The organism is Lacticaseibacillus manihotivorans DSM 13343 = JCM 12514, from assembly GCF_001435035.1.
Lineage (GTDB): Bacteria > Bacillota > Bacilli > Lactobacillales > Lactobacillaceae > Lacticaseibacillus > Lacticaseibacillus manihotivorans.
Window position 1 is genome coordinate 1 of record NZ_AZEU01000273.1, and the last position, 25,315, is coordinate 25,315.

Sequence of the window (25,315 nt, forward strand, 5' to 3'; positions counted from 1 at the left end):
ATAGAAAAAGGAGCCAACAGACAAGATGTCTATCAACTCCAAAAATTGTAGCGCCACGTTTATAACCTTTAGCGTATCTTTTTTAATCCGTAAGCGTTATCATCTTAATCAGGAGAAGTAGACGGCTTAGGCCAGGTCGCCTGTACCACTTCATGGCGAGGCGGAAGTGCCTCGTTAAACCGAATGAGACTGACCCGCAGCGACTCAGCGAATTTAGTTGAGCAACGTTGGCTCTCTCGTATCAGAAGTGCCGGTACTGAAGGACCCCCGTGGGGTTCAAATAAAGATGACACCGGGTTGAGTTCCTCATGGCGACATGGGAAGCAAGTGACGCCTGTGGACGAAAGGCAATGCATTGCTAAGTACTCCCGAAGGTGGTCAAGGGTCAAGAGCCTGAGGCGACGCAGACACGCACTTGATACATCAGTCACTGCATGACCGTAATCAAATCGGCATCAACGCCACAGATCCACGAAATAGGCGACTGTTTCGTGGATTTGTTGTGCCTTTTTTAGTCTTTTGATGATCACCGCCAAAAGCCAAGCGCGAATATGGTAAAATGGTCTAGACAACCGAACAAATCGTCAAATTGGTCGTCAAGCTTGTGGTATGCTGAGTAAGCGTGATAAAGGCACGCTATTTCAATTTTTAAAACAGACTTTAAGCGTTTTAGCACGTTTTTTAGCGCGTGGCATAGTATAATAAATTCGGATATGAAATGACACTACGGAAATGGAGTTGAATGTAATGGGTTATCACGAAAATTACCTGGTATGGGCGAATGAGGCTGACCTCGATGCGTCTTTAAAAGGTGAAGTGGCGGCTTTGGCAAATGATGCTGAAGCGCAAGAAGAAGCCTTTGCTGTACCAATGGCATTCGGCACCGCCGGCATGCGTGGCGTGATCGGCGCTGGGATCAACCGCATGAACATTTACACAGTTCGCCAAGCCACTGAAGGATTGGCGAACTTCATGGACACCTTACCAGCTGAAACTAAGGCAAAAGGGGTGGCCATCAGTTTTGATTCACGCTACATGTCACAAGAGTTTGGCCAAGAAGCAGCATCTGTTTTAGGTGCCCACGGGATTCCAAGTTTCTTATTTGATGCGTTGCGCCCAACGCCTGAATTGAGTTTTGCAGTGCGTCATTTAGGCACTTATGCTGGGATCATGATCACTGCCAGCCACAACCCGAAACAATACAACGGCTATAAGATCTATGGCCCAGATGGCGGCCAAATGCCACCAGAAGAATCTGACAAGATCACGGAATATGTGCGCAACGTTGATGACATTTTCCACATCAAGACCTTGGATGTCCATGAACTTCGTGCCAAGAAGTTATTGACCTTGATCGGTGAAGATGTCGATGAAGCGTACTATGCTGCTGTTGCTGGTGTGTCCATCAACAAAGACTTGATCAACAAAGTTGGCCGCGACATGTCCTTGATCTACACCCCATTACACGGGACTGGCCGCATTCCAGCGCAAATGGTTCTGCGCAATGCCGGCTTTGAACACTTCCAATTAGTCGCTAAGCAAGCCGTTGCCGATCCAGAATTTGCGACAGTACCATTCCCGAACCCAGAATTCCCACAAGCGTTTGATATGGCCATTGAACTTGGCAAAAAGTCTCAAGCCGACGTATTGATCGCCACTGACCCAGATGCTGACCGCTTAGGGACTGCTGTGTGGACTGGCAAAGATTATCAATTGTTGTCCGGTAACCAAATCGCTAGTTTGTTGTTGCACTACATTTTGGAAGCCCGCAAACAAGCTGGGACGCTGCCTTCAAATGGTGCCGTTGTGAAGTCCATCGTTTCCACTGAACTTGCCACAGCCATTGCCAAAGACTACGGCGTGGACATGATCAACGTGGAAACGGGCTTCAAGTTCATCGGTGACCAAATCAAGCATTACGAAGAAACTGGCGAACATGAATTCTTGTTTGGCTTTGAAGAAAGTTACGGCTACTTGATCAAGCCATTCGTGCGTGATAAAGATGCCATCCAATCCACGGTGTTGCTGGCTGAAGTGGCCGCCTACTACAAGTCCTTAGGCATGACGTTATACGACGGCATCCAAGCCTTGTACAAGAAGTACGGCTACTTTGCTGAAAAGACTGTCGGTGTTGACTTCCCAGGCGTGCATGGCCCAGCTGAAATGGCGGCTTTGATGACCAAGTTCCGCGAAGAACAACCGGCAGACTTTGCTGGCGTTAAGATTGAAGAAGTTGAAGACTACAAGGCCCAAACCACTAAGCATGCAGACGGCACGACCACACCGATCGATATGCCAGTCTCTGATGTGTTGAAGTACATTTTGGCTGATGGCACTTGGATTGCCATTCGCCCATCTGGCACGGAACCTAAAGTGAAGTTCTATGTCGGTACCAGTGCTGACACAAAGGATGCTGCTGACAAGAAGTTGGCAGACTTTGAAGCCGCATTGACTGCTTTCCGGACTGAATAATCTAGTTACATTAAGGCGCTTTGACCGCAATGGTCGAGGCGCTTTTTGTATCTCGTCATGTTCAATTGATGTCCGACAGCGATAGTGTTTCAGAACGTCATCGTCTCCGCTACAGTGATTTGAAATTGGGACTCCAGCTGGCTCGCCGCTGCATATAAGGAGATTTCGGCGCTGGGGTGACCACGCGATGTCAAGCATAAACAAAATCGTCATCGATGTAGTAAATAAGGTCGTGACAATTTTTTTCATAAGCGATGCCTCTGGAAATTAAAGTAAAATTAGAATTGCAATGAAAACTGGTTTAATTCATAATAATTTCTAATGCAAGACTTAGACTTTTTACAATTAATTGTGTGAAACCATGATTCAAGTGCGGGAATATTATGATCTTGATTCACATTTCCGGAGGCTACTATTATGAAAATTACCAAAATTGAAACCTTTCGCCAACAAGTTGAACTCACTGAACCGTTTAAAATTTCCTTTCGTACCATTACTGCAGTAGATACGTTGATCGTTAAAATCTCAACAGATGCTGGACTAGTGGGATTTGGGGAAGCCAGCCCCATAGAGCAAGTCACAGCGGAAAGCGTCGATACTGAACAAGTGGCGTTAGACTTTTTTGCTGACTTACTGGTAGGCAGTGATCCGTGTGCCATTGAAGCGTTGCATACAAAAATGGATAGTGCTTTGGCCGGCCACACTGCGGCTAAAGCGGGAATCGATATCGCGTGCTTTGATTTGTTAGGCAAACAAGCTGGCTTGCCGCTTTGGAAGTTGCTCGGCGGCAATGCCAATCAAATCGTTTCTGATGTGACCTTAGGCATCGAATCCCCTGAAAAAGCGGCTCAAGATGCCAAAAAGTGGGTCGCCCAAGGCTTCACTGAATTAAAATTAAAAGTCGGCGTCGATGATGCCAGCGACTTGGCTACGGTTAAAGCCGTGCGTGAAGCAGTCGGACCAGACATTGATTTGCGCTTAGATGCTAACCAGGCATGGACAGCCAAACATACCATTCATATGATGGCACAATTCGGCGATTTGGTTTCTGCCGTTGAACAACCTTTGCCTGCCGATGATACGCGCGATTTGGCTTTGGTTCGCGCCAATATCGATCAACAATTGATGGTGGATGAATCCGTGCATTCAGCCAAGGATGCCTTGAAGATCGTCGCTGACGGCGGTGCGGACTTGATCAACATCAAATTACAAAAGTCTTCTGGTTTATGGGGTGCAGAACAGATCAATGCGATTGCCGAAAGTGCTGGCGTGAACACCATGCTCGGTTGCATGTTAGAAACTAAAGTCGGCTTGACAGCCGCAGCTCATTTTGTCGCGGCGCACAAGAATGTGCATTTTGCCGATCTGGATGGTTTCTTGACCTTCAAGGCGCCAGCGTGGTTACATGGCGGCTTTGAAAATGACGGCGGCGTGTTCACCTTGTCTGATGAACCAGGCCTGGGGATGACAATCGATTTATAGGAGGGTCGCGATGACCAAGTTCGAATACTATAATAGTGGCCTTCACTTAGCGACGTTTGTTGTATCAGCGGATCAGGTGCAAGTTCAAGCTTGGGATGCCTCACAGACGGTGGCGCTTGATGATGCGCAAGATGCGTATTATGCCTCGCGCATGGCGATCAGTCCCAAACAGATCTTCAGCCAGTGGCAAAGCGTTGCTTTCAAGATTCCTGAAGGTGATGCGTTCACCACGGCATGGGGAGCAGACTATCAGCGCGCTGATGACCATTATTGGTTGAATCGCAATGCCAAACCGGCGATTGATTTGGTGATTGAAGGGCAAAAAGTGATCGGCTTTCAAATCACCGTGCGCAACGCCAATATTATTTTGGCGACTCCTGAGGCGTTGCCTTATACCGCTTATGCTGACTGGCAAAAAGCAGGTATGATTCAAAAACCGTTGCCCATCACTGAAACGGATGTGATGATCCCAATGCCAGATGGAGTTCAATTGGCAGCAACCGTGATCAAACCTGCTGGCACGACTACGCCTTGCAGTACGATTTTGACTCGGACGCCTTATGGTCGCAAACAGTTTGTGCCAGATCATGAACGCTTTGCGCATCGCGGATATGTGGTGGTGTGCCAAGATGTGCGCGGGCGCGAAGATTCTCAAGGTGAATGGCAACCCATGCTCCATGAAAAAGCGGATGGGGATGCCACCCTTGATTGGATCGCCGCGCAACCTTGGAGCAATGGGCGCATTGGGATGATCGGTGGGTCATATGGCGGTTATGTTCAATGGGCAGCCGCTGCTAGTGGGAACCCACATTTACAAGCGCTGGTTTCCATGGTGACGGCTGGTGGGCCATTCACTGATATTTTCTTTCATAATGGCGTGCCAAACTCTGCGATCATTGCGTGGTATTTTGCCGTGGAATCCCAACGCTTTACCCCGGAACATCTGGTGCGCGACGACTGGGACAAGTTGTTTGCGGTGCGACCGTTAAGTGAGATCCCAGTGGTGGGCTTAGGGCATCGAATCCCAGGCTGGGATGAGATCCGTAAGCATCAAGTCTTTGATGCGTGGATGCAAGACATGGACTGGCAATCGTTTGCCGATCAGATCACCGTGCCGGCGTTGATTCAAAGTGGTTGGTTTGATGATGACGGCATCGGGACCACAGAAGCACTAAAGGTCACCGACAAATATGCCCAAGGCCAACGCAAAGTGATTTTAGGACCGTGGCTTCATGGTGGTAATGCGCAATATGACGTCGGGCCGATTCATTTAGGCCGCGCTGGTTTGCGCCATGATATCGATTTGCAACACATGCGCTGATTTGATCATCAATTGAATCATGTCGACAATGGGATCGATCGTGAACCAGCAGTGGATTATCTTTCCGTCAACACCAATGAATGGAAACAAGCAGATCATTTTCCGCCGAGTGATGCGACGCCAACGACTTGGTATTTAGATCCTGAAACTGCAGGCTTAGGTGAAACCCTTGGCGCAGATGGTGCGCAAACTTTCGATTATGATCCCAAGCAGCCGACGCCGCAGTTGATTTCCGTTTCGGATAATGAATTTGAAACGCCGAACGATTATGCGGAAGTTGAAAAGGGCTCAGACGTGACCAGCTTCACCAGTGCCCCAGTGACTGAACCGATGACCATCACCGGTTGGTTCGATGTTGATTTTTACGCCAGTTCCTCGGCAGTAAATACCGATTGGGCGGTGCGCGTCGTTGATGTCACCCCTGATGGGCATTCAATCAACATCGCGGATATGATCATGAATGCGATGCATCGCGACGGGTTGAAGACGGCTAAACCGCTGGTGCCTGGTGAAATTTATAAATTTCATATCCAAACGCAAAAAACTAGTTACAAGTTGTTGCCGGGACATGCGTTGCGCATCGATTTTGCTAGTGCGATGGCGGGGATGACCTTCCCGAATAGCAATTTAGCGGCAGGCTATGATAGCAAAGAAACCGTGATCGCGCATCAAAGCATTTATGGCGGCAAAAATTATCCATCGGCGGTGCATTTTCACGTCGAATAATTGTGGAAAAGTCAGATCAGTGCATCTGGCTTTTTTGCGTGGGCTGTGATAATATTGATGAAATTTTAAGCAAAAATCAGGAGGTCTGCACAATGGGAATGCATCAGTATATTCAAGGGTTGAATAATTTGGAAACATTGCGGCGGGCACCAGGATTTTTCAAGTACGCGGAACATTCCGTGGCCGCCCACAGTTTCAAAGTCGCAGAAATCGCCCAAATGTTAGGCGATATCGAAGAACATGCAGGCAACGAGGTCAATTGGCAGCGTCTGTATGAAAAAGCGCTGAATCACGACTACACCGAACGCTTCATTGGCGACATTAAAACGCCAGTCAAGTATGCGACGCCGGAATTGCGCGCGATGTTGGCGGATGTCGAAGATAAAATGACCGAAAACTTTATTCAAGATGAAATCCCCGCTGAGTACCAAGCAGTTTATCGTCGGCGCTTGTCTGAAGGCAAAGACGATACTTTAGAAGGCGAATTGCTGTCGATTTCTGATAAAGTCGATTTGTTGTATGAAGCATTCGGCGAAATTGAAAAAGGCAATCCTGAACGCGTCTTCGTCAATATTTATACGGAAAGCCTCACGGTGATCGCTAGCTTCGATCAACGTCCGAGTGTGAAGTATTTTATGAAAGAGATCTTGCCAGATATGTTAAATGAGGAATTTGCCGATCGCGATATGTTGACCAAACTGACGCGTGCGATCATGAAGCATTAACGATGAAAAAATTCAAACGTTGGCTCATTGGCATTGTTGTCGTATTGGTCGTGGCCTTGATCGGCGGCCAACTTTACTTAAAATCTGCCGCCCATGTCCCATCGCCAGCTGCGGCCACCGCCCAAACGCAGGCGACCAAAATAAATGGTGTCTTGTATTTCGGCAAGGCGTCCGCAAAGCTTACTGTGGTGATGTATCCCGGCGCGTTAGTCGATCCTGGGGCTTACAGCATTTGGGCTAACCAAGTGGCTAAAGCTGGTTATCGCGTCGCCATTGTCAGCTTTCCAGATGACTTGGCCGTATTGAAGCCAAACGCAGCAGCCCAAGTTGTGAAAGCTGGTCAGCCTTATGTGATCGGTGGGCACTCACTCGGCGGGGTAATGGCGAGTCGCTTTGCCGCCAAGCACAAGCAAGGGCTCAAAGGCGTCTTTTTCTTAGCCAGTTACCCAGATGCTAAAGGTAAACTCGAAGGGAATGTGCCCGTCTTATCACTGACCGCTAGTCGCGATGGCGTTTTAAATTTTGACGCTTGGCGTAAAGCCAAACAGAATTTGCCGAGTGATACCACTTATCAGCAACTGCCAGGTGGTAATCACGCCGGTTTTGGCAGTTATGGCAAACAGTCAGGCGACGGTCGCGCCACAGTCACCAATGCAACGCAACAACAGTGGGTCGCAAAGCAATTGACGCACTGGCTAGACACCCTGAAATAATTCCTCACATCAGTGCTTGACGGCTATGTTAAGATTTAGAAGTTAGCACTGGAAAGAAGGGAAAATCATGGCCAAATATACCGTTGAATTATCTGCAGAAGATCTGCAAATGATCAAAGACTGCCACGCCAAGAACCCGTCCATCATGCATGCGATGGACAACGCCAAAGAAAGCAAATAATCACAGTTTTTCCTAACGCTGAGTTAGCGAAAGTATGTTCGCTGTGGTAAAATAGATGCAGTCCAAAAGTCGGCCTAGTTCCGACTTTTTTTACGCGAGGAGGAAGTTGCATGATTGAGCGCATGGCAGACCGCAAGTTTGAATTGGTATCACCTTATAAACCCGCTGGGGATCAACCACAAGCCATTGAGAAGCTGACGCAAGGCTTTTTAAATGGGGAGAAGGAACAGATCTTACTCGGGGCCACTGGGACAGGGAAAACCTTTACCATGTCCAATGTGATCGCCAATTTAAATAAGCCGACGTTGATCTTGTCGCATAACAAAACCTTAGCTGGCCAACTTTACGGGGAATTCAAAGAGTTCTTCCCGCATAATGCCGTTGAGTATTTTGTTTCCTATTATGATTACTACCAACCTGAAGCGTATGTGCCAAGTTCTGACACCTACATCGAAAAAGACTCCGCCATCAACGACGAAATCGATAAACTGCGGCACTCAGCCACCAGTGCGTTATTGGAACGAAATGATGTGATCGTGGTGGCGTCAGTGTCTTCGATTTTTGGTTTAGGGTCACCAACGGAATATCGCGACCACGTGTTGTCGCTACGTGTCGGCATGGAAATCGACCGCAATACACTGCTGCGGCAGTTGGTGGATATTCAATTTGATCGCAACGATATCGATTTTCAACGTGGGCGTTTCCGCGTGCGTGGCGATGTGGTGGAAATTTTCCCAGCCAGTCGTGACGATCATGCGATTCGTGTGGAATTTTTCGGTGATGAAATCGACCGGATCGTGGAAGTTGATGCGTTGACTGGTGAAGTGGTCGGCACCCGGCAACATGTGTCCATTTTCCCAGCGACGCACTTTATGACCTCAGATGATCAAATGGAAAAAGGCATCGAGCGCATCGCCGCTGAACTTGATGACCGCTTGAAAGAATTGCGCGGTGAAGGCAAATTGCTGGAAGCCGAACGCCTGGAACAGCGCACTAACTATGATTTGGAAATGCTGCGCGAAATGGGCTACACCAACGGCATCGAAAACTATTCCCGGCACATGGAAGGCCGCAAGCAAGGCGAACCGCCTTTTACGTTGCTTGATTTCTTCCCGAAAGACTTCAATATCATGGTCGATGAATCTCACGTCACCATGCCGCAAATTCGTGGGATGTATAACGGCGACCGCGCCCGCAAACAAACCTTGATTGATTACGGGTTCCGTTTGCCTTCAGCGCTCGATAACCGGCCGTTGATGTTGCCTGAATTTGAAAAGCACGTCAACCGCATTTTGTATGTGTCCGCCACCCCTGGCCCTTATGAAATGGATCGGGTGCCACAAAAAGATATCGCTGAGCAGATCATTCGCCCAACTGGGTTGTTGGATCCAGTGATCGAAGTGCGGCCAATTATGGGCCAAATCGATGACTTGGTATCGGAGATCAACAAGCGCATCGAGAAAAAAGAACGCGTCTTCGTCACCACCTTAACCAAGAAAATGGCCGAAGACTTAACCGATTACCTCAAAGAACTCGGCATTCACGTGCGCTACTTGCACTCTGATATCAAGACGTTGGAGCGGACCCAGATCATTCGCGACTTGCGCTTAGGCAAATTCGATGTGTTGATCGGGATCAACTTGTTGCGTGAAGGCATCGATGTCCCAGAAGTGTCCTTGATTGCGATTTTGGATGCGGATAAAGAAGGCTTCTTGCGCGCTGAGCGTTCCTTGATTCAAACCATCGGCCGCGCGTCGCGTAACTCACATGGGAAAGTCATCATGTATGCCGATAAAATGACCGACTCCATGAATGCGGCGATCACTGAAACCAAGCGCCGGCGCACGATTCAAGAGCAGTTCAACAAAGATCACGGCATCACGCCAAAAACTATCATCAAACCGATCCGCGATGCGATCACCTCTGTGGACAAGTCTGCGGCTGATGTCGGCGATAAAGATAAGAGCTTTGCGGAAGTCGATCTCAAAGATATGACCAAAAAAGAACGCGCTGCTTTGGTGGCCAACTTGGAAGGGCAAATGCAAGCCGCCGCCAAGAAGTTGGACTTCGAACAAGCTGCAACCTTACGCGATACGATTTTAGAATTGAAAGCAGGCATGTAAATTGGCAAATGATAAAATTGTGATCCATGGCGCACGCGCCCATAACTTAAAAGACGTCGACGTCACTATTCCGCGCAACAAACTGGTTGTGATGACTGGATTGTCTGGCTCCGGGAAGTCCAGTTTGGCTTTTGATACGCTGTATGCAGAAGGCCAGCGCCGCTATGTGGAAAGTTTGTCCGCATACGCGCGCCAGTTCTTAGGCCAAATGGACAAACCAGATGTGGATTCCATCGACGGCTTGTCGCCGGCAATTTCCATCGATCAAAAAACCACCTCAAAAAACCCGCGTTCGACAGTCGGCACGGTCACAGAAATCAATGACTACTTGCGCTTATTATGGGCGCGTATCGGTCACCCAATTTGTCCCAACGACGGTACACCGATCACCAGCCAATCCGTTGAACAAATGGTCAATCGCGTCCAACAACTGGAAGAACGTTCCCGAATTCAAATTCTGAGTCCCATCGTTCGCCACAAAAAAGGTGCGCATAAGAAAGTTCTCGAAAAAATCGTTCGCGAAGGCTATGTCCGCATGCGGGTCGATGGCGTTGTGATGGACGCCAACGCCGATTTTGAAATGGACAAAAACAAAAATCACGATATCGATATCGTGATCGACCGCATCGTGGTCAAGCATGGGGATGCGGACAACCGCAGCCGTTTGTTTGATTCCTTTGAAGCAGCCCTTCGTTTAAGTGAAGGCTATGCGACGGTTGATGTCATCGGAGGCGTTCCGTTGGTGTTCTCAGAACATTTTGCCTGCCCGATTTGTGGGTTTACCATTGGCGTTTTGGAACCACGCCTGTTTTCTTTCAACGCGCCATTTGGGGCTTGTCCTGAATGTGATGGCCTGGGGATGAAGCTCGATGTCGATGTCGATTTGGTGATTCCAGATCGCAGTTTGACCATCGATCAAGGGGCGGTGGCGCCTTGGAGTTCCGCCACGGCTAATTACTATCCTTCAATGTTGCGCCAAGCGTGTGATGCCTTTGGGGTGCCACGGGATAAGCCTTGGAAAGATTTGACCAAAGCCCAACAAGATCTCGTGTTATATGGCTCTAAAGGCAAAGAGTTCCACTTCCACGCGGATTCAGATTTCGGCGTCAAAGATGTCGATGCCGCTTTTGAAGGCGTGATGCATAACGTTGAACGGCGTTATCACTCCAACAACTATGCCTTTGGTTCTGATCAAATGCGCCAATACATGACCGCCTTAAAGTGCCCGGTGTGCCATGGCAAACGCCTGAACCGCCAAGCCTTAGCCGTCAAAGTCGAAGGTCAAGATATTGCTGAAGCGTCTGATTTGTCGATCAAAGACGCGATCCCATTTTTCCAAAGTATCACGTTGTCCGACAGTGAAAAAATGATCGCGCAACCGATCGTTAAAGAAGTCAACGACCGCTTGAGTTTCTTGCAAAACGTTGGCTTGGATTATTTGACGCTGTCCCGCGCGGCAGGTACGTTGTCTGGTGGGGAAGCCCAACGGATCCGCTTGGCCACGCAAATCGGGTCGAACTTATCCGGCGTGTTGTACATTTTGGATGAACCGTCCATCGGTTTGCATCAGCGTGATAACGATCGTTTGATCCGCTCTTTGAAGAAAATGCGCGACCTTGGCAACACCTTGATCGTGGTTGAACATGATGAAGATACCATGCTGGCAGCAGACTATTTGATCGATGTCGGTCCAGGTGCTGGCGACAACGGTGGCCGGATCATGGCTGCTGGCACGCCTAAGCAAGTGATGCGCTCGCGCAAATCCTTGACCGGCCAATACTTATCTGGGAAGAAGTTTATTCCAGTACCAGAAACTCGCCGGCCAGGTAATGGCAAAAAGATTTCGATTTTAGGCGCTGCTGACCACAACTTGAAAAATATTGACGTCGATTTTCCATTAGGCGAATTTGTCGCCGTGACCGGGGTTTCCGGTTCTGGGAAGTCCACGTTAGTTAATTCGATTTTAAAGCGCGCCTTGGCGCAAAAACTGTATCGCAACTCCGCCAAGCCTGGGAAGTACTCGGAAATCAAAGGCTGGGATCAAATCGAAAAACTCGTCGATATCGATCAAAGTCCCATCGGCCGGACCCCGCGTTCTAACCCAGCCACGTATACTGGGGTGTTCAACGATATTCGGGCCTTGTTTGCCCAAACCAATGAAGCCAAGTTGCGCGGTTACACTCAAGGACGCTTCTCCTTTAACGTCAAAGGTGGCCGCTGTGAAAACTGTAAAGGCGACGGGATCATCAAAATCGAAATGAACTTTTTGCCTGATGTATATGTACCTTGTGAAGTTTGTCATGGCAAGCGTTACAACTCGGAAACTTTGGAAGTCACATACAAAGGCAAATCGATTTCTGATGTGTTGGATATGACCATCGACGAAGCGGTGAAGTTCTTTGCGCCAATTCCAAAAATCGCGCGCAAATTGCAAACCATCATCGACGTGGGCTTAGGCTATGTCACCATGGGCCAGTCTGCCACGACTTTATCTGGTGGGGAAGCGCAACGGATGAAGTTGGCTTCTGAATTGCAAAAGTTGTCCACTGGGAAAAACTTTTACATTCTCGACGAACCAACTACTGGCTTGCACACAGACGATATCAAGCGCCTTTTGGAAGTCCTGCAACGCTTGGTCGATGAAGGCAATACGGTGTTAGTCATTGAACATAACTTAGACGTGATTAAAACCGCTGACTGGCTGATCGACTTAGGCCCAGAAGGTGGCGACGGCGGCGGTACGGTGATCGCCACTGGCACACCAGAACAAATCGCTGAAGTCAAAGCCTCTTATACCGGGAAATACTTGAAGCCAATTTTGGCACGCGATAAAGCCCGCATGGCAGAACTTGGAAAATAGCGAATCAATGCCTGACCCATATGCGGTCAGGCATTTTTCGGTTACAATGGAGATAATTAAGAAAGCAGGTGCGAGATGTTTAGTAATCGAACGCAAATGGGTTTTGACTGGGGCGAATTTATTACCGGGATCGCGTTGTTGATCGGATCAGTGGTGATGTTGCGCAATCCCGGCGCCACGATGATGACTTTGAGTTTTATTTTTGCCATCATTGCCATTATTCGTGGGATCGCGACGTTGGCCGCTTTTCCAAAACTCCATCAATTAACCGGCGGCTTCGCTTGGGTTTCCGGCGTGGCTGGGGTGATCGACTTGTTAGTTGGGCTGTTGTTCTTGTTCAATTTGGAATCTGCGGTCATCGCCGTGGCTTACGTGTTTGCCGCATGGTTTTTGATCGATAGTATCGCCAACTTACTTAACGCAAGGCATTTGCGCCAAGCCGGGACCTTGTGGTTTGTGATCAACTTGATCTTGGACATTATTTCCGTGTTGATCGCGCTATTGTTCATCATGCAACCCGTGATCTCAGCCGTCGGTATGGTGACCTTGTTGGCGATGTTCTTTGCAGTTTGGGGGATCAACGCCATCATCACCGCCTTTGCGCGGAGGAGCATTTAGTTTTATCAAGGCAAGTTCTCAGCTGAGGACTTGTTTTTTATTTTGTGTGAGCAGTGTGAAGTTTGGCGTTTATGCTTCCAGGTGGTGAAATCAGATCGCCTGTGGAAGTGATTGCGGGTTGAGGCGGAAGGTGGCAAGGGACCCTCACCACGGGCCACGCAGTCACCTGGAGCCTCAACCTTCAGTCGCTGGAACAGCACTCGTAGTGAAATTTTAACATGCCGGGCGTGCCACTGACACGCCCGGCATGTTATACTAGTCAAAGCAACTGATGAGGAGGAAGAATATGGCCGATCAACCCTTGAACTTAGTGGTCATCACTGGGATGTCTGGCGCCGGGAAAACGGTGGCAGTGCAAGCCTTTGAAGATCTTGGTTACTTTTGTGTCGACAACATGCCGCCAGCATTGTTGCCGAAATTTGGGGAATTACTCAAAGAATCGGGTAAAATCACCAAGGTCGCGCTGGTGGTCGATTTGCGGGCGCAAGCCTTTTACGATCAAATTATCGACATGCTGGCAAACCTTGATTCCACCGCATTTGTCACGTCACAAATTTTATTCTTAGACGCCACGGATGAAGAACTGGTTTCCCGCTACAAAGAGACTCGCCGCAGCCATCCACTCGCCATGGAAGGGCGCTTAATGGACGGCATTCACAAAGAACGCGAACTGTTGACGGAATTGCGCAACCGCGCGCAAGTCGTGATCGACACCACCACGTTGAGCCCACGGCAACTGCGTGAAAAATTGTTTGTTACCTTTAAGTCCGCTGAGCACCCAACGTTCCACTTGGAAGTGATGAGCTTTGGGTTTAAGTACGGGTTGCCAATCGATGCTGACATTGTGATGGATGTGCGCTTCTTGCCAAATCCGTATTACGTGCCAGAATATCGCCAAAAAACTGGTTTGGAAAAACCAGTTTATGATTATGTGATGGACAATCCGCAAGCGGAATCGTTTTATCAGAAGTTCTATGCAATGTTAGCGGAGATCATGCCGCAATATCAACAAGAAGGCAAAACGGCAGTCACCATTGCTATTGGCTGTACCGGCGGGCAACACCGCTCAGTGGCGTTTGCTGAACGGGTGGGGCATGCCTTTGAAGCCGATTATCCAGTGGACATCACCCATCGCGATATCAATAAGCGCAAAGCGACGGTGAACCGCTCATGAGTGCTAATGGAACCAAAATTATTCGCGTCATTAAGGGGCGGCGTCCAAAAGTCGTCGTCATCGGCGGCGGGACTGGTTTGCCAGTGATCGTCAAAGCCTTGCACGAACAAGATGCAGATGTGACGGCAGTGGTCACAGTCGCCGATGACGGTGGGTCCAGCGGCGTGATCCGCAACTACATCAACGTGGTGCCGCCTGGTGATATTCGTAACGTCTTAGTCGCCTTAGCGGATATGCCAGGCGTTGAACGCGACGTTTTCCAGTATCGCTTTAATTCCAACGATTCATTTTTCTCAGGGCATGCGATTGGGAACTTGATCATTGCGGCATTGTCGGAAATGAAAGGTGGAATCTTCCCAGCCATTCAAGTGCTTTCCAAAATGCTCAACGTCGATGGTCACGTGTATCCAGCATCTAACACCCCATTGACCTTGCACGCCGAATTCACTGACGGTACGACCCAAGCTGGGGAAGCGGAGATTTCTGCTGCTGGCAAAACCATCAAACGCATCCATGTGGAAGAAACGGATCCTGACGATCACTTTGAACCGCGTGCGGAACCAGAGGTGATCGATGCAATCATGGCTGCCGACGTAGTGGTGTTGGGACCTGGGTCGTTGTTTACCAGCATTTTGCCAAACTTAATGATCAAGAACTTAGGCGATGCGGTGAAAAAGACCCAAGCTGAAGTGATTTACATCACCAACATCATGACGCAAAAAGGCGAAACGGAAAATTTCACCGACGCCCAACATGTGCAAGTGTTGCATGATCACCTAGGCGAACCTTTTGTCGACACCGTTTTGGTCAATATCAGTCCAGTGCCGGCAGATTACTTAGACCGCCAACGCTACAATGAAATTTCCAGTCCCGTGAAATCTGATTATCCTGCATTACGCAAAATGGGTTGCCGCGTGATCTCCGCTGACTTTTTGAAATTGCGCGATCGCGGCGTCTTCCATGATGGGGACAAGGTGGCGGCTGAGATCCTGAATTTAGCCTTTCAAGTCGGCACCATGAAAAAGAGGTGAGTAAATGGCGAGTTTTGCCAGTACTGTTAAAAAAGAATTGACGCAATTAGAAGTTCATCCTGAACATGCCAAAGCGGAATTGTCTGCCTTGATCCGCATGAACGGGACGTTAGGCATTTTGAACCATCAATTTGTGTTGAATGTCCAAACCGAAAATCCTGCCATTGCCCGCCGGATCTATGCGCTGTTGAAGCAAGTGTATCAAGTTGAAGCCAACTTGATCGTGCGGCGCAAAATGAAGCTCAAGAAAAACAACCAATACGTGGTGCGTTTAAACACCAACGTCAACACGGTGTTACAAGACCTCGACATCCTCGATGAATCAGGCTTATCGATTCAAACCGCTGTCGGGTCCAAAGTGATGGATGAACCGCAACGCCGGCGGTCTTATTTGCGCGGGGCGTTTTTAGCCGGGGGTTCCGTCAATAGTCCAGAAACTTCCCGTTATCATTTGGAAATCTATTCCTTGTATCAAGATCACAATCAAGATATTTTGGCGATCATGAATGATTTCGGGTTGAATGCGCGCACCGTCGAACGCCGCAGTGGCTATATCGTGTATTTGAAAGAAGCCGAAAAGATTGCGGATTTTTTACAAGTGGTCGGCGCCACCAATGCGATGTTGAAGTTTGAAGATGTGCGCATCGTGCGCGACATGCGCAACTCAGTGAATCGCCTGGTGAACTGCGAAACCGCCAACTTGAACAAAACCGTCGATGCGGCTCAGCGCCAAATCGAAAACATCAACTACTTGCGGACCCATGTGGGGTTGGACTCTTTGCCAGCGAAGTTACGCGAAGTCGCAGCGCTGCGTTTAGCCCATCCAGATGTCTCCTTAAAAGAGCTCGGTGAAATGGTGCCAAGTGGGGCAATTTCCAAGTCCGGAATCAACCATCGCTTGCGCAAACTCAATCAAATTGCGGAAGGTTATCAACAAGCTGCTGACGCGTAATTGTTCATACTAATCCGATTAATTGTCTTTAGCTATGCTAAAGGCGATTTTTTTGTGTGCAAGCGGTTTGCAGCGACAAGATAATCGTGTACAATGGAACGTGATATATAGTTAAATTTGTAAATTTAGATATTCTAAAAAATGCATATTGAAATCGCTGAGGAGGCATAGTCATGGTCCAACCTATTTTGTTAGATGAACAATTGTGTTTTTCAATTTACAAGGCGCAAAAGCAGTTCAATCACTTTTACGCCCAAGCTTTGTCCAAGTATCATTTGACTTATCCGCAATACATCACGTTGTTGTCTTTGTGGGAACACGGTACCATGTCGGTCAAGCAAGTCGGCCAAACTTTGTCTTTGGACAGTGGGACGTTGACGCCATTGATGAAGCGTTTGGAAAAAGACGGTTGGATCTCGCGTTCCCGTTCCACAGTTGATGAACGCCGGGTGGATGTATCCTTAACCGCCAAAGCCGAAGATCTACGCGATGAGATCTATGAACACGTGCAAAGTTGCGCGACGAAAGTGGGCATGGACCTCGATGAATATCGGGCCGTGAAAGCCAGCGTTGATAAAGTCGACGAGAAGTTGATGGCAGTATCTGATGGGGATCTGCGTTACTAACACCAAACGAAAATCCTGCCAGCCGGTAGGATTTTTTTCGCCAGCAACGCAAGCCGGGTGGTCATAAAAATTATGAGGGAAAATCACCGTACCGAGATCAATCAGCTGTGCAAAGAAACATTTTCACTTGCAAAGGCGCAAGGAATCGCGTAATATAATTTAAGTACTTGCGCGGTTAGTGTAATGGATCGCACGTGAGATTCCGGTTCTCGAAATCCGGGTTCGACTCCCGGGCTGCGCATCAGAGGACAATAAAACGCCTAGAAATAGGCGTTTTTGTTTTACCCAAAAGTTTCTGGTGATAAATCATTAACTTCAAGCTCAGAAGTTTGAACGAATCGATAGAACTTTCATTCTCGTGTCGAAGCCGTTGTGCTAGACTGACAGTAGCAAAAAATATTTAATTTGATGTTTGACCTTTTTTGACTATTGGCGTATGCTTAGCACTGTATTCAAATGAGTGCTAATCCACACGCGATTAAAGGGAGGAATACTATGTTAGTACCAACAGTCGTTGAACAAACCAGCCGTGGCGAACGTGCCTACGACATTTACTCACGCTTACTCAAAGACCGGATCATCATGTTATCCGGGGAAATCAATGACCAAGTCGCCAACTCCATCATCGCGCAATTGCTGTTCTTGGATGCGCAAGATTCCGACAAGGACATTTATTTATACATCAACAGCCCAGGTGGTGTGATCACTTCCGGCTTGGCCATTTTGGACACGATGAACTTGATCAAGTCCGACGTCCAAACCATTGCGATCGGGATGGCAGCTTCCATGGCTTCTGTACTGTTAGCAGCCGGGACCAAAGGCAAGCGTTTTGCTTTGCCACACTCTGAAGTCTTGATTCACCAACCACTTGGCGGCGCACAAGGCCAACAAACTGAAATCGAAATTGCCGCTGAACAAATCTTGAAGGCCCGGTTGAGCTTGAACAAGATCTTGTCTGATGCCACTGGCAAGTCGATGGATCAAATCAAAGCTGACACTGAACGTGATCATTACTTGACTGCGCAAGAAGCCAAGGATTACGGTTTGATCGATGACATTTTAGTACAAAAAGCTGATCAAAAGTAATTTACTATAGAAGCGAGACATCTGCGGATGCCTCGTTTTTTGTATGAGCGTTTTTTGAAGCGGGCTTAGGCGGACGGATAGCCTAGCATTGGGCTTTGGGTCGTGCTTTGACCCGAAATCCGATGCGGAACTATGCGCTCGACGTTGCTTCAAAAAGCGCGACGTGGATCAAATATACGATGACGAGATCGTTCGCCGAAGCTCAGAAAGATTCTAGTGGGGCGAAACCCGTCCAACGATAAAAGTAAATTAGTTCATGCCCTTGATATAGATTTCGGTTAACCAAAGATGAAAACCGCGTGAGAGAAAAACCGAACGCTTTCACGAAAATAAGAAAAAATCTTGACATCGAAAGCCTTTGCATCCCGAATAACCGCGACGTTTGTGAACAAAGCATTCCATTTGTGTGAAAGCGTGCGCCTTTCAGCGTAAATAACTTGCACGCAATTTCAGGGATTGTTATAATGGTGACGTTGGTAAGGGAGTACAGCGTTTGTCTGAGATTCCTAATTTTTTTGCCTGACATGGGTCGGCTTACGACTACGTTGGACAGACAACGACCCACAGAAGAAGGATACGACATGCAATCTGAATTCGCCTGGATCGAAGCAATCGCACCGGATCTTGTCGGCGTGGTCACCAAACGTTATCAGATTCTGCAATACATTAACTGGTTAGCCCCAGTTGGTCGGCGTACGTTGGCTGATCAAATGAAAACCTCTGAAAGGGTTTTGCGAACCGAAACGGATTTTCTCCGGCAACTCGGCTTGATCGAAACTTCAAAGTCGGGCATGGTGCTGACTGGCAAAGGCCTCGACGTGTTCAAAGGTTTGGAAACGTTGATGAACCAGCTTCTCGGTTTCAAAGAAGACGAGAAGCGCTTAGCCGCAAAGCTGGGGATCGATCATTGTTTGATCGTCAACGGCGATGCGGACCAAAGCGTCAGAGTCCTCGATGAAATGGGGAAGCTCCTTGATTCCACCATGCAAGTGTTGCTGCCAGCCGGGCGCCTCACGGTTGCAGTGATGGGCGGTTCGACGATGGCACGTGTTGCCGGACAATTGACCTATAAGCTGTCTGCTGGTCGCGAATTAACGTTCGTGCCGGCACGCGGTGGGGTCGGTGAAGCGGTGGCGATTCAAGCCAATTCTGTGGCAGCCAGCATGGCAGAAGCGACTGATAGCCGTTTCAAAGTCTTGTACATTCCTGAAAATGTGAGTGAACAAACTTATCAACCCCTTTTAAAAGAACCTGCCGTCCAAGAAGTGTTACAAATGATTGACAATGCGCAGGTCGTGATTCATAGTATAGGTGATGCATTGGTGATGGCAAAACGTCGCGCGATGACACCAGAGGCCTTAAAGAAGTTGCAAGCACAACATGCAGTTTCTGAAACCTTCGGGACATTCTTCAATGCCCAAGGCGAGGTCATTTACAAGATCCCAAGAATCGGCTTAACGATCCCGGATCTTGATCATATTCCGTATGTGTTTGCCGTTGCCGGTGGTGCTTCCAAAGGCCCAGCAATTGCCGCGTACATGCACTCCGCACCGAGTCGGACGTGGTTGATCACGGACGTCGGTGCTGCAAATTCGATTTTAACTGGGGAGACCCGTTAGAATAAAACTCTTTATTTCCTAAAGGAGGAAATTTTAGCATGACTGTTAAAATTGGTATCAATGGTTTCGGCCGCATCGGTCGTTTGGCATTCCGTCGCATCTTCGAATTAGGCACTCAAAGTGACGACATCGAAGTTGTTGCGATCAACGACTTGACCAGCCCAGCAATGTTGGCTCATCTGTTGAAGTACGACTCCACTCATGGCACTTTCCCGGGCGAAGTTTCCGCGACCGACAACGGTATCGTTGTTAACGGTAAGGAATACCGCGTCTATGCTGAACCACAAGCTCAAAACATTCCGTGGGTTAAGAACGACGGCGTTCAATACGTCCTCGAATGTACTGGTTTCTACACTTCTGCTGAAAAGGCCCAAGCTCACTTGGATGCCGGCGCAGAACGTGTCTTGATCTCTGCACCTGCTGGTAAGATCCGTACTATCGTCTACAACGTTAACGACAACGACTTAACTGCTGACGACAAGATCGTTTCCGCTGGTTCTTGCACCACTAACTGCCTTGCACCTATGGCTTACTTCTTGAACCAAGAATTTGGTATCGAAGTTGGTACTATGACTACGGTTCATGCTTACACTTCCACTCAAATGCTTTTGGATGGCCCTGTACGCGGTGGTAACCTCCGTGCTGCTCGTTCCGCTGCTGTGAACACTATTCCTCATAGCACTGGTGCCGCTAAGGCTATCGGTATCGTTATCCCAGAATTGAACGGCAAATTACAAGGCCACGCCCAACGTGTCTCTGTTGTCGACGGTTCTTTGACTGAATTAGTTTCCATCTTGAAGACTAAGAACGTCACTGCTGACCAAGTTAACGAAGCAATCAAGAAGCACACTGTTGATAACCCATCATTTGGTTACAACGCTGACCAAGTTGTTTCCTCTGACATCATCGGCACTACCTTTGGTTCTGTCTTCGATCCTACCCAAACTGAAGTTACCACTGCAGGTGACTACCAATTGGTTAAGACCGTTGCTTGGTACGACAACGAATATGGCTTCACTTGCCAAATGATCCGTACCTTGCTGAAGTTTGCTACTCTGTAATCTCTGATTACTAAGTAGGCTTCAAGCGCTTTGAAGAGGGCGGAGGGAATTCTCCCTCCGCCCTTTTTGCTTGAATGAGCACCGCGGCGTTTTTCTCGCGGTGTTTAGATGATCACACCATCTTCATGATTTGATCATCTAAGCATCGTGGAAAAAATGCTGAATGGTGTTGTAATAAGATACATCCAATATTAGGAGGGTTTTATTCAATGGCGAAATTAATCGTTTCCGACTTGGACGTCAAGGACAAAAAAGTTCTCGTTCGTGTCGACTTCAACGTGCCGATCAAAAATGGTGTTATCGGCGATGACAACCGTATCGTGGCTGCTTTGCCTACGATCCAATACATCATCGACAACAACGGTAAGGCAATCTTGTTCTCTCACTTGGGCCGTATTAAGACCGAAGAAGACAAGAAGGAATTGTCCTTGCGTCCTGTTGCAGAACGTTTAAGCGAATTACTCAAGAAGCCGGTTACTTTTGTACCAGCTACTCGCGGTAAAGAACTCGAAGATGCGATCAACAACATGAAAGACGGCGACGTTTTAGTTGTTGAAAACACTCGTTTCGAAGACCTTGACGGCAAGAAAGAATCCAAGAACGATCCTGAACTTGGCAAGTACTGGGCAAGCCTTGGCGACTTATACGTCAACGATGCCTTTGGTACTGCACACCGTTCCCATGCTTCCAACGTTGGGATCTCTTCCAACATGCCACAAGCAGCTGCAGGCTTCTTGATGGAAAAGGAAATCAAGTTCTTAGGCGATGCAGTTGAAAACCCTAAGCACCCATTCGTTGCCATCTTAGGTGGCGCGAAAGTTTCCGACAAGATCGGCGTGATCTCCAACTTGATCGAAAAAGCTGACAAGATCCTCGTCGGTGGTGGGATGACTTATACCTTCTACGCAGCTAAAGGCTTGTCCATTGGTAAGTCCTTAGTTGAAACTGACAAGATCGACTTAGCTAAGCAAATCATCGCAGAAGCAGGCGACAAGTTAGTGCTGCCTGTTGATAACGTGGTTGCGACCGAATTCTCCAACGACGCCCCTCATAAGGTTGTTGAAGGTGACATTCCTGATGGCTACATGGCATTGGATATCGGCCCTAAGTCTGTTGCAGAATTCAAAGACGTTTTGAAGACTGCTAAGACGGTTGTTTGGAACGGCCCAATGGGTGTGTTCGAAATGTCCAACTATGCTAAGGGTACGCTCGAAGTCGGCGAAGCTCTCGGCGACTTGACTGATGCGACTACGATCATCGGTGGTGGTGATTCCACTGCTGCTGCTAAGCAACTTGGCATCGCACCTAAGATCACCCACATCTCCACTGGCGGTGGCGCTTCTCTTGAATACCTTGAAGGTAAGGAATTACCTGGTATCGCTGCTATCACCAACAAGTAATTTTTCTCATGGCGACCTAGCCTGCTAGCGGCTTGGAAGTCTTTTGGAAAAATCACAACTGATTACTCAAAAGGAGATTTACACATGCGCACACCTATCATGGCCGGCAACTGGAAAATGAACAAGAATCCTAAGGAAACTGCAGAATTCTTGGACGGCGTTAAAGGCAAATTACCAGCATCAGACAAAGTTGAAACGATCATTGCAGCTCCTGCAATCGATTTGACGACTTTAGTTGCTGGCGCAGAAGGCACACCTTTGAAGACTGCTGCTGAAAACAGCTACTTTGAAAACGAAGGTGCCTTCACCGGCGAAACTAGCCCTAAAGCGTTGAAGGAAATGGGTCTTGACTATGTTGTCATCGGCCACTCCGAACGTCGCGGCTACTTCCACGAAACCGACGAAGATATCAACAAAAAAGCTAAGGCCATTCTTGCCAACGGCTTACTGCCAATCATTTGCTGTGGCGAATCTTTGGAACAACGCGAAGCCGGCCAAACTAACGACTGGATCGCTTACCAAGTTGCTGGTGCTTTAGTTGGCTTGTCTGCAGATGACGTTAAGAAGTCTGTCATCGCTTACGAACCAATCTGGGCCATCGGTACTGGTAAAACCGCTACTGCAGACCAAGCCCAAGAAGTTGTGGCTCACGTTCGCGCAACGGTTAAGAAGTTATATGATGCAGAAACTGCAGACGCTGTTCGTATTCTTTACGGTGGCTCTGTTAAGCCTGCTAACGTTAAGGAACTCATGTCCAAAGAAGATATCGACGGCGGCTTAGTCGGCGGTGCTTCCATGGATCCAGAATCCTTTGTTGCCTTGGCTAACTACCAAGACTAATTTCAAACGTTTCACGTTCGAAATTAATCCAAACTCAAAAATTTTCCCATATTAAAAGGAGAGAAATTCATGTCTATCATTACTGACGTTTTAGCACGCGAAGTCTTAGACTCCCGTGGCAACCCAACTGTTGAAGTTGAATTATACACCGAAGATGGCGGCTTTGGCCGTGCCTTAGTACCATCAGGTGCTTCCACTGGTGAACACGAAGCGGTTGAATTACGTGACGGCGACAAGTCTCGTTTCGGCGGCAAAGGTGTTTTAAAGGCTGTGGGCCACGTCAACGACGAACTTGCTAAAGCGGTTATCGGCTTGGACGTTACTGACCAACGTCTCATCGACAAGACCATGATCGAAGCCGATGGTACCCCTAACAAGGGTAAGTTCGGTGCCAACGCAATTCTTGGTGTTTCCTTGGCTGCTGCCCGTGCAGCTGCTGCTGAAGTTGGTTTGCCATTGTACGAATACCTTGGCGGTCCTAACGGTCACGTATTGCCAACTCCAATGATGAACGTTATCAACGGTGGTGCTCACTCCACTAACACTATCGACTTCCAAGAATTCATGATCATGCCTGTTGGTGCGAAGACTGTTCGCGAAGCCATCCGTATGGGTTCCGAAACTTTCCACGCTTTACAAGCCCTCTTGAAGTCTAAGGGTGACATCACTTCCGTCGGTGACGAAGGTGGCTTCGCTCCTAACTTGAAAGACAACGAAGAAGCTTTCGAATTCTTAGTTGAAGCGATCACTAACGCCGGCTACAAGCCAGGTAAAGACGTTGCTATCGCCTTTGACGTTGCTTCTTCTGAATTCTACGATCCAGAAACTAAGCGTTACACTTTGAAGTGGTCCGATCCTGACACTTCTTACAGCACTTCCGAATTCATCGACTTGATTGCTGGTTTCGTTGCTAAGTACCCAATCGTTTCTATCGAAGATCCTATCGATGAAAACGACTGGGAAGGCTGGCAAGAAATCACCGCTAAGTTGGGCGACAAAGTTCAACTTGTCGGCGATGACTTGTTTGTTACCAACACCGACTACCTGAAGAAGGGTATCGACATGGGCGTTGCTAACTCCATCCTCATCAAGTTAAACCAAATCGGTACTTTGACTGAAACTTTCGAAGCTATCGAAATGGCTAAGGAAGCCGGCTACTCTGCCGTTGTTTCCCACCGTTCTGGTGAAACTGAAGACACGACGATCGCTGACTTGGTTGTTGCCACTAACGCCGGCCAAATCAAGACTGGTTCTATGAGCCGGACTGATCGTATTGCTAAGTACAACCAATTGATGCGTATCGAAGACGAATTAGGCACTTCTGCTCAATACAAAGGTCGCCAATCCTTCTACAACGTTAAAGAAGTTAAGAACTACAAAGGTTAATTCCTTGTAGTCTAACTCAAAAGGCCTCACACTGGACGCGGTGTGAGGCTTTTTTGTATTATGGAGACAATGATTTGGAGAGTTTGGCAAATCGCACCGGTTCTGCTCGGACACGGCAAGCGATTATTTCCTGATGGGGACTACGCACAGCGCTTGGACTTTGTTCATCACACGTAAATGGGTGAGTTAAGCGAGTTACATTTCAAAACAAAATAAAGACGCCGCATCGGATCGGATGGGTGTCTTGGTCTGATTTAGGCCTGAGGTTTGAAGTGCGGCCGATCATAAGCGGCAATCAGCAAATGGTTCTGGGTGTAAGTGGCCATGTAGACTTGTTTGGGCGCATAACCTTGATCGTGAAGTTGTTGAATCAACCAAGCTTCATCTTTATCGATCAACTTCAAGGCGTCTTCGTCGATGCGCCCATCCAAAATTACTGGCAGGCGCAAACCGGCATCTGCTTTGGTGATCACGGTGAGTTGACCATTACGTTCGAGAATTGCGCGACTGATTTCTGTGATGGCAGGGGCGCCGCTAGAACGCAATTTATCCGCTAACACATTGGCAGAAATTCCGGCTTTGCTGGCATTTTCGACTAAGACTTGGCCATTTTGAATCAAAAGTACCGGTTCGCCATCGATCAATTTGCGGAAAAAGGCATAGTGATTGCTCAAGTATTTGCTGATGACAACGATCAAGGTCCAAATGATCATGACATTGAGAAATTGCAAAATGGTGATGTCGGTGTTGTAGATCACGCCGCCGATAATCCCCCCAAGGACAAAGTTTTGCAGTTGATCGACGATGGTATTTGGCGCGAGATTGCCACGGCCGGTGAGTTGAATCTGGGCGATAAAGACAATAAAGCCGAGCAATAGTTTAATCGCTGTGGATAAGTATAAGTCTTGTAAGATCATGG

18 protein-coding genes, 1 tRNA gene and 1 pseudogene are annotated in these 25,315 nt (G+C 48.2%); 19 read left to right on the top strand and 1 reads right to left on the bottom strand.

All coding sequences use genetic code 11. The features are described 5' to 3' along the window. Window positions 1–747 precede the first annotated feature (747 nt). From FD01_RS13500 to eno, 19 genes and pseudogenes are all read left to right on the top strand, one after another. Window positions 748–2,472 (top strand): phospho-sugar mutase, encoded by a 1,725-nt coding sequence (locus FD01_RS13500; RefSeq protein ID WP_056964811.1) that lies wholly within the window; start codon window positions 748–750, stop codon window positions 2,470–2,472. Between the two features lie 417 nt (window positions 2,473–2,889). Further along, a complete protein-coding gene (locus tag FD01_RS13505) occupies window positions 2,890–3,954 on the top strand; it encodes a mandelate racemase/muconate lactonizing enzyme family protein (RefSeq protein ID WP_056964813.1) in 1,065 nt (354 codons plus the stop codon). Between the two features lie 472 nt (window positions 3,955–4,426). Beyond that, window positions 4,427–6,001 (top strand): annotated as a pseudogene (locus FD01_RS13510) (CocE/NonD family hydrolase). Between the two features lie 92 nt (window positions 6,002–6,093). Continuing rightward, a complete protein-coding gene (locus FD01_RS13515) occupies window positions 6,094–6,726 on the top strand; it encodes a YfbR-like 5'-deoxynucleotidase (RefSeq protein WP_054715386.1) in 633 nt (210 codons plus the stop codon). 2 nt (window positions 6,727–6,728) lie between these two features. Next, on the top strand, window positions 6,729–7,439 hold the full coding sequence (locus FD01_RS13520) for an alpha/beta hydrolase (protein WP_056964815.1): 711 nt from the start codon (window positions 6,729–6,731) through the stop codon (window positions 7,437–7,439). Window positions 7,440–7,730: 291 nt separating this feature from the next. Then, a complete protein-coding gene (gene uvrB, locus FD01_RS13525) occupies window positions 7,731–9,743 on the top strand; it encodes an excinuclease ABC subunit UvrB (RefSeq protein WP_056964817.1) in 2,013 nt (670 codons plus the stop codon). Window position 9,744: 1 nt separating this feature from the next. After that, window positions 9,745–12,603, top strand: coding sequence for an excinuclease ABC subunit UvrA (gene uvrA / locus FD01_RS13530; protein ID WP_056964819.1), 2,859 nt, complete (start codon window positions 9,745–9,747; stop codon window positions 12,601–12,603). A gap of 75 nt (window positions 12,604–12,678) precedes the next feature. Then, the gene (locus FD01_RS13535) at window positions 12,679–13,221 is read left to right on the top strand and encodes an HdeD family acid-resistance protein (RefSeq protein ID WP_054715382.1); all 543 of its coding nucleotides are present in this window, start codon (window positions 12,679–12,681) and stop codon (window positions 13,219–13,221) included. Between the two features lie 286 nt (window positions 13,222–13,507). Continuing rightward, window positions 13,508–14,395 carry an RNase adapter RapZ gene (gene rapZ, locus FD01_RS13540; RefSeq protein WP_056964821.1) on the top strand — a complete coding sequence of 296 codons (888 nt, stop codon included), beginning with the start codon at window positions 13,508–13,510 and terminating at the stop codon, window positions 14,393–14,395. Further along, window positions 14,392–15,426 carry a gluconeogenesis factor YvcK family protein gene (locus tag FD01_RS13545; RefSeq protein ID WP_054715379.1) on the top strand — a complete coding sequence of 345 codons (1,035 nt, stop codon included), beginning with the start codon at window positions 14,392–14,394 and terminating at the stop codon, window positions 15,424–15,426. Before rapZ ends, FD01_RS13545 begins: the two co-directional genes overlap by 4 nt. A 4-nt stretch (window positions 15,427–15,430) precedes the next feature. Next, window positions 15,431–16,378 (top strand): DNA-binding protein WhiA, encoded by a 948-nt coding sequence (whiA, locus tag FD01_RS13550; protein ID WP_056964823.1) that lies wholly within the window; start codon window positions 15,431–15,433, stop codon window positions 16,376–16,378. A 173-nt stretch (window positions 16,379–16,551) separates the two neighbouring features. Further along, window positions 16,552–17,004 (top strand): MarR family winged helix-turn-helix transcriptional regulator, encoded by a 453-nt coding sequence (locus FD01_RS13555; protein ID WP_054715376.1) that lies wholly within the window; start codon window positions 16,552–16,554, stop codon window positions 17,002–17,004. 169 nt (window positions 17,005–17,173) lie between these two features. Next, window positions 17,174–17,245 (top strand) — tRNA-Arg (locus FD01_RS13560). A 254-nt stretch (window positions 17,246–17,499) separates the two neighbouring features. After that, on the top strand, window positions 17,500–18,090 hold the full coding sequence (clpP, locus tag FD01_RS13565) for an ATP-dependent Clp endopeptidase proteolytic subunit ClpP (RefSeq protein ID WP_054715374.1): 591 nt from the start codon (window positions 17,500–17,502) through the stop codon (window positions 18,088–18,090). Between the two features lie 581 nt (window positions 18,091–18,671). After that, entirely contained in the window at window positions 18,672–19,709 is a 1,038-nt protein-coding gene (locus FD01_RS13570) for a sugar-binding transcriptional regulator (RefSeq protein ID WP_054715371.1), read from the top strand. A gap of 38 nt (window positions 19,710–19,747) precedes the next feature. Next, window positions 19,748–20,770: a type I glyceraldehyde-3-phosphate dehydrogenase gene (gap, locus tag FD01_RS13575; protein ID WP_056964825.1), complete on the top strand. Its 1,023-nt coding sequence runs from the start codon at window positions 19,748–19,750 to the stop codon at window positions 20,768–20,770. A gap of 209 nt (window positions 20,771–20,979) precedes the next feature. Further along, the gene (locus FD01_RS13580; RefSeq protein ID WP_056964827.1) at window positions 20,980–22,170 is read left to right on the top strand and encodes a phosphoglycerate kinase; all 1,191 of its coding nucleotides are present in this window, start codon (window positions 20,980–20,982) and stop codon (window positions 22,168–22,170) included. 84 nt (window positions 22,171–22,254) lie between these two features. Beyond that, complete coding sequence (gene tpiA / locus FD01_RS13585) at window positions 22,255–23,010, top strand: triose-phosphate isomerase (RefSeq protein WP_056964829.1); 756 nt, start codon at window positions 22,255–22,257, stop codon at window positions 23,008–23,010. A gap of 69 nt (window positions 23,011–23,079) precedes the next feature. Beyond that, window positions 23,080–24,396, top strand: a complete 1,317-nt coding sequence (gene eno / locus FD01_RS13590; protein WP_054715364.1) for a phosphopyruvate hydratase — start codon at window positions 23,080–23,082, stop codon at window positions 24,394–24,396. Between the two features lie 254 nt (window positions 24,397–24,650). Here eno and FD01_RS13595 read toward each other — a convergent pair whose 3' ends face one another. Continuing rightward, the gene (locus FD01_RS13595; protein WP_054715361.1) at window positions 24,651–25,313 is read right to left on the bottom strand and encodes a DUF421 domain-containing protein; all 663 of its coding nucleotides are present in this window, start codon (window positions 25,311–25,313) and stop codon (window positions 24,651–24,653) included. Window positions 25,314–25,315 lie beyond the last annotated feature (2 nt).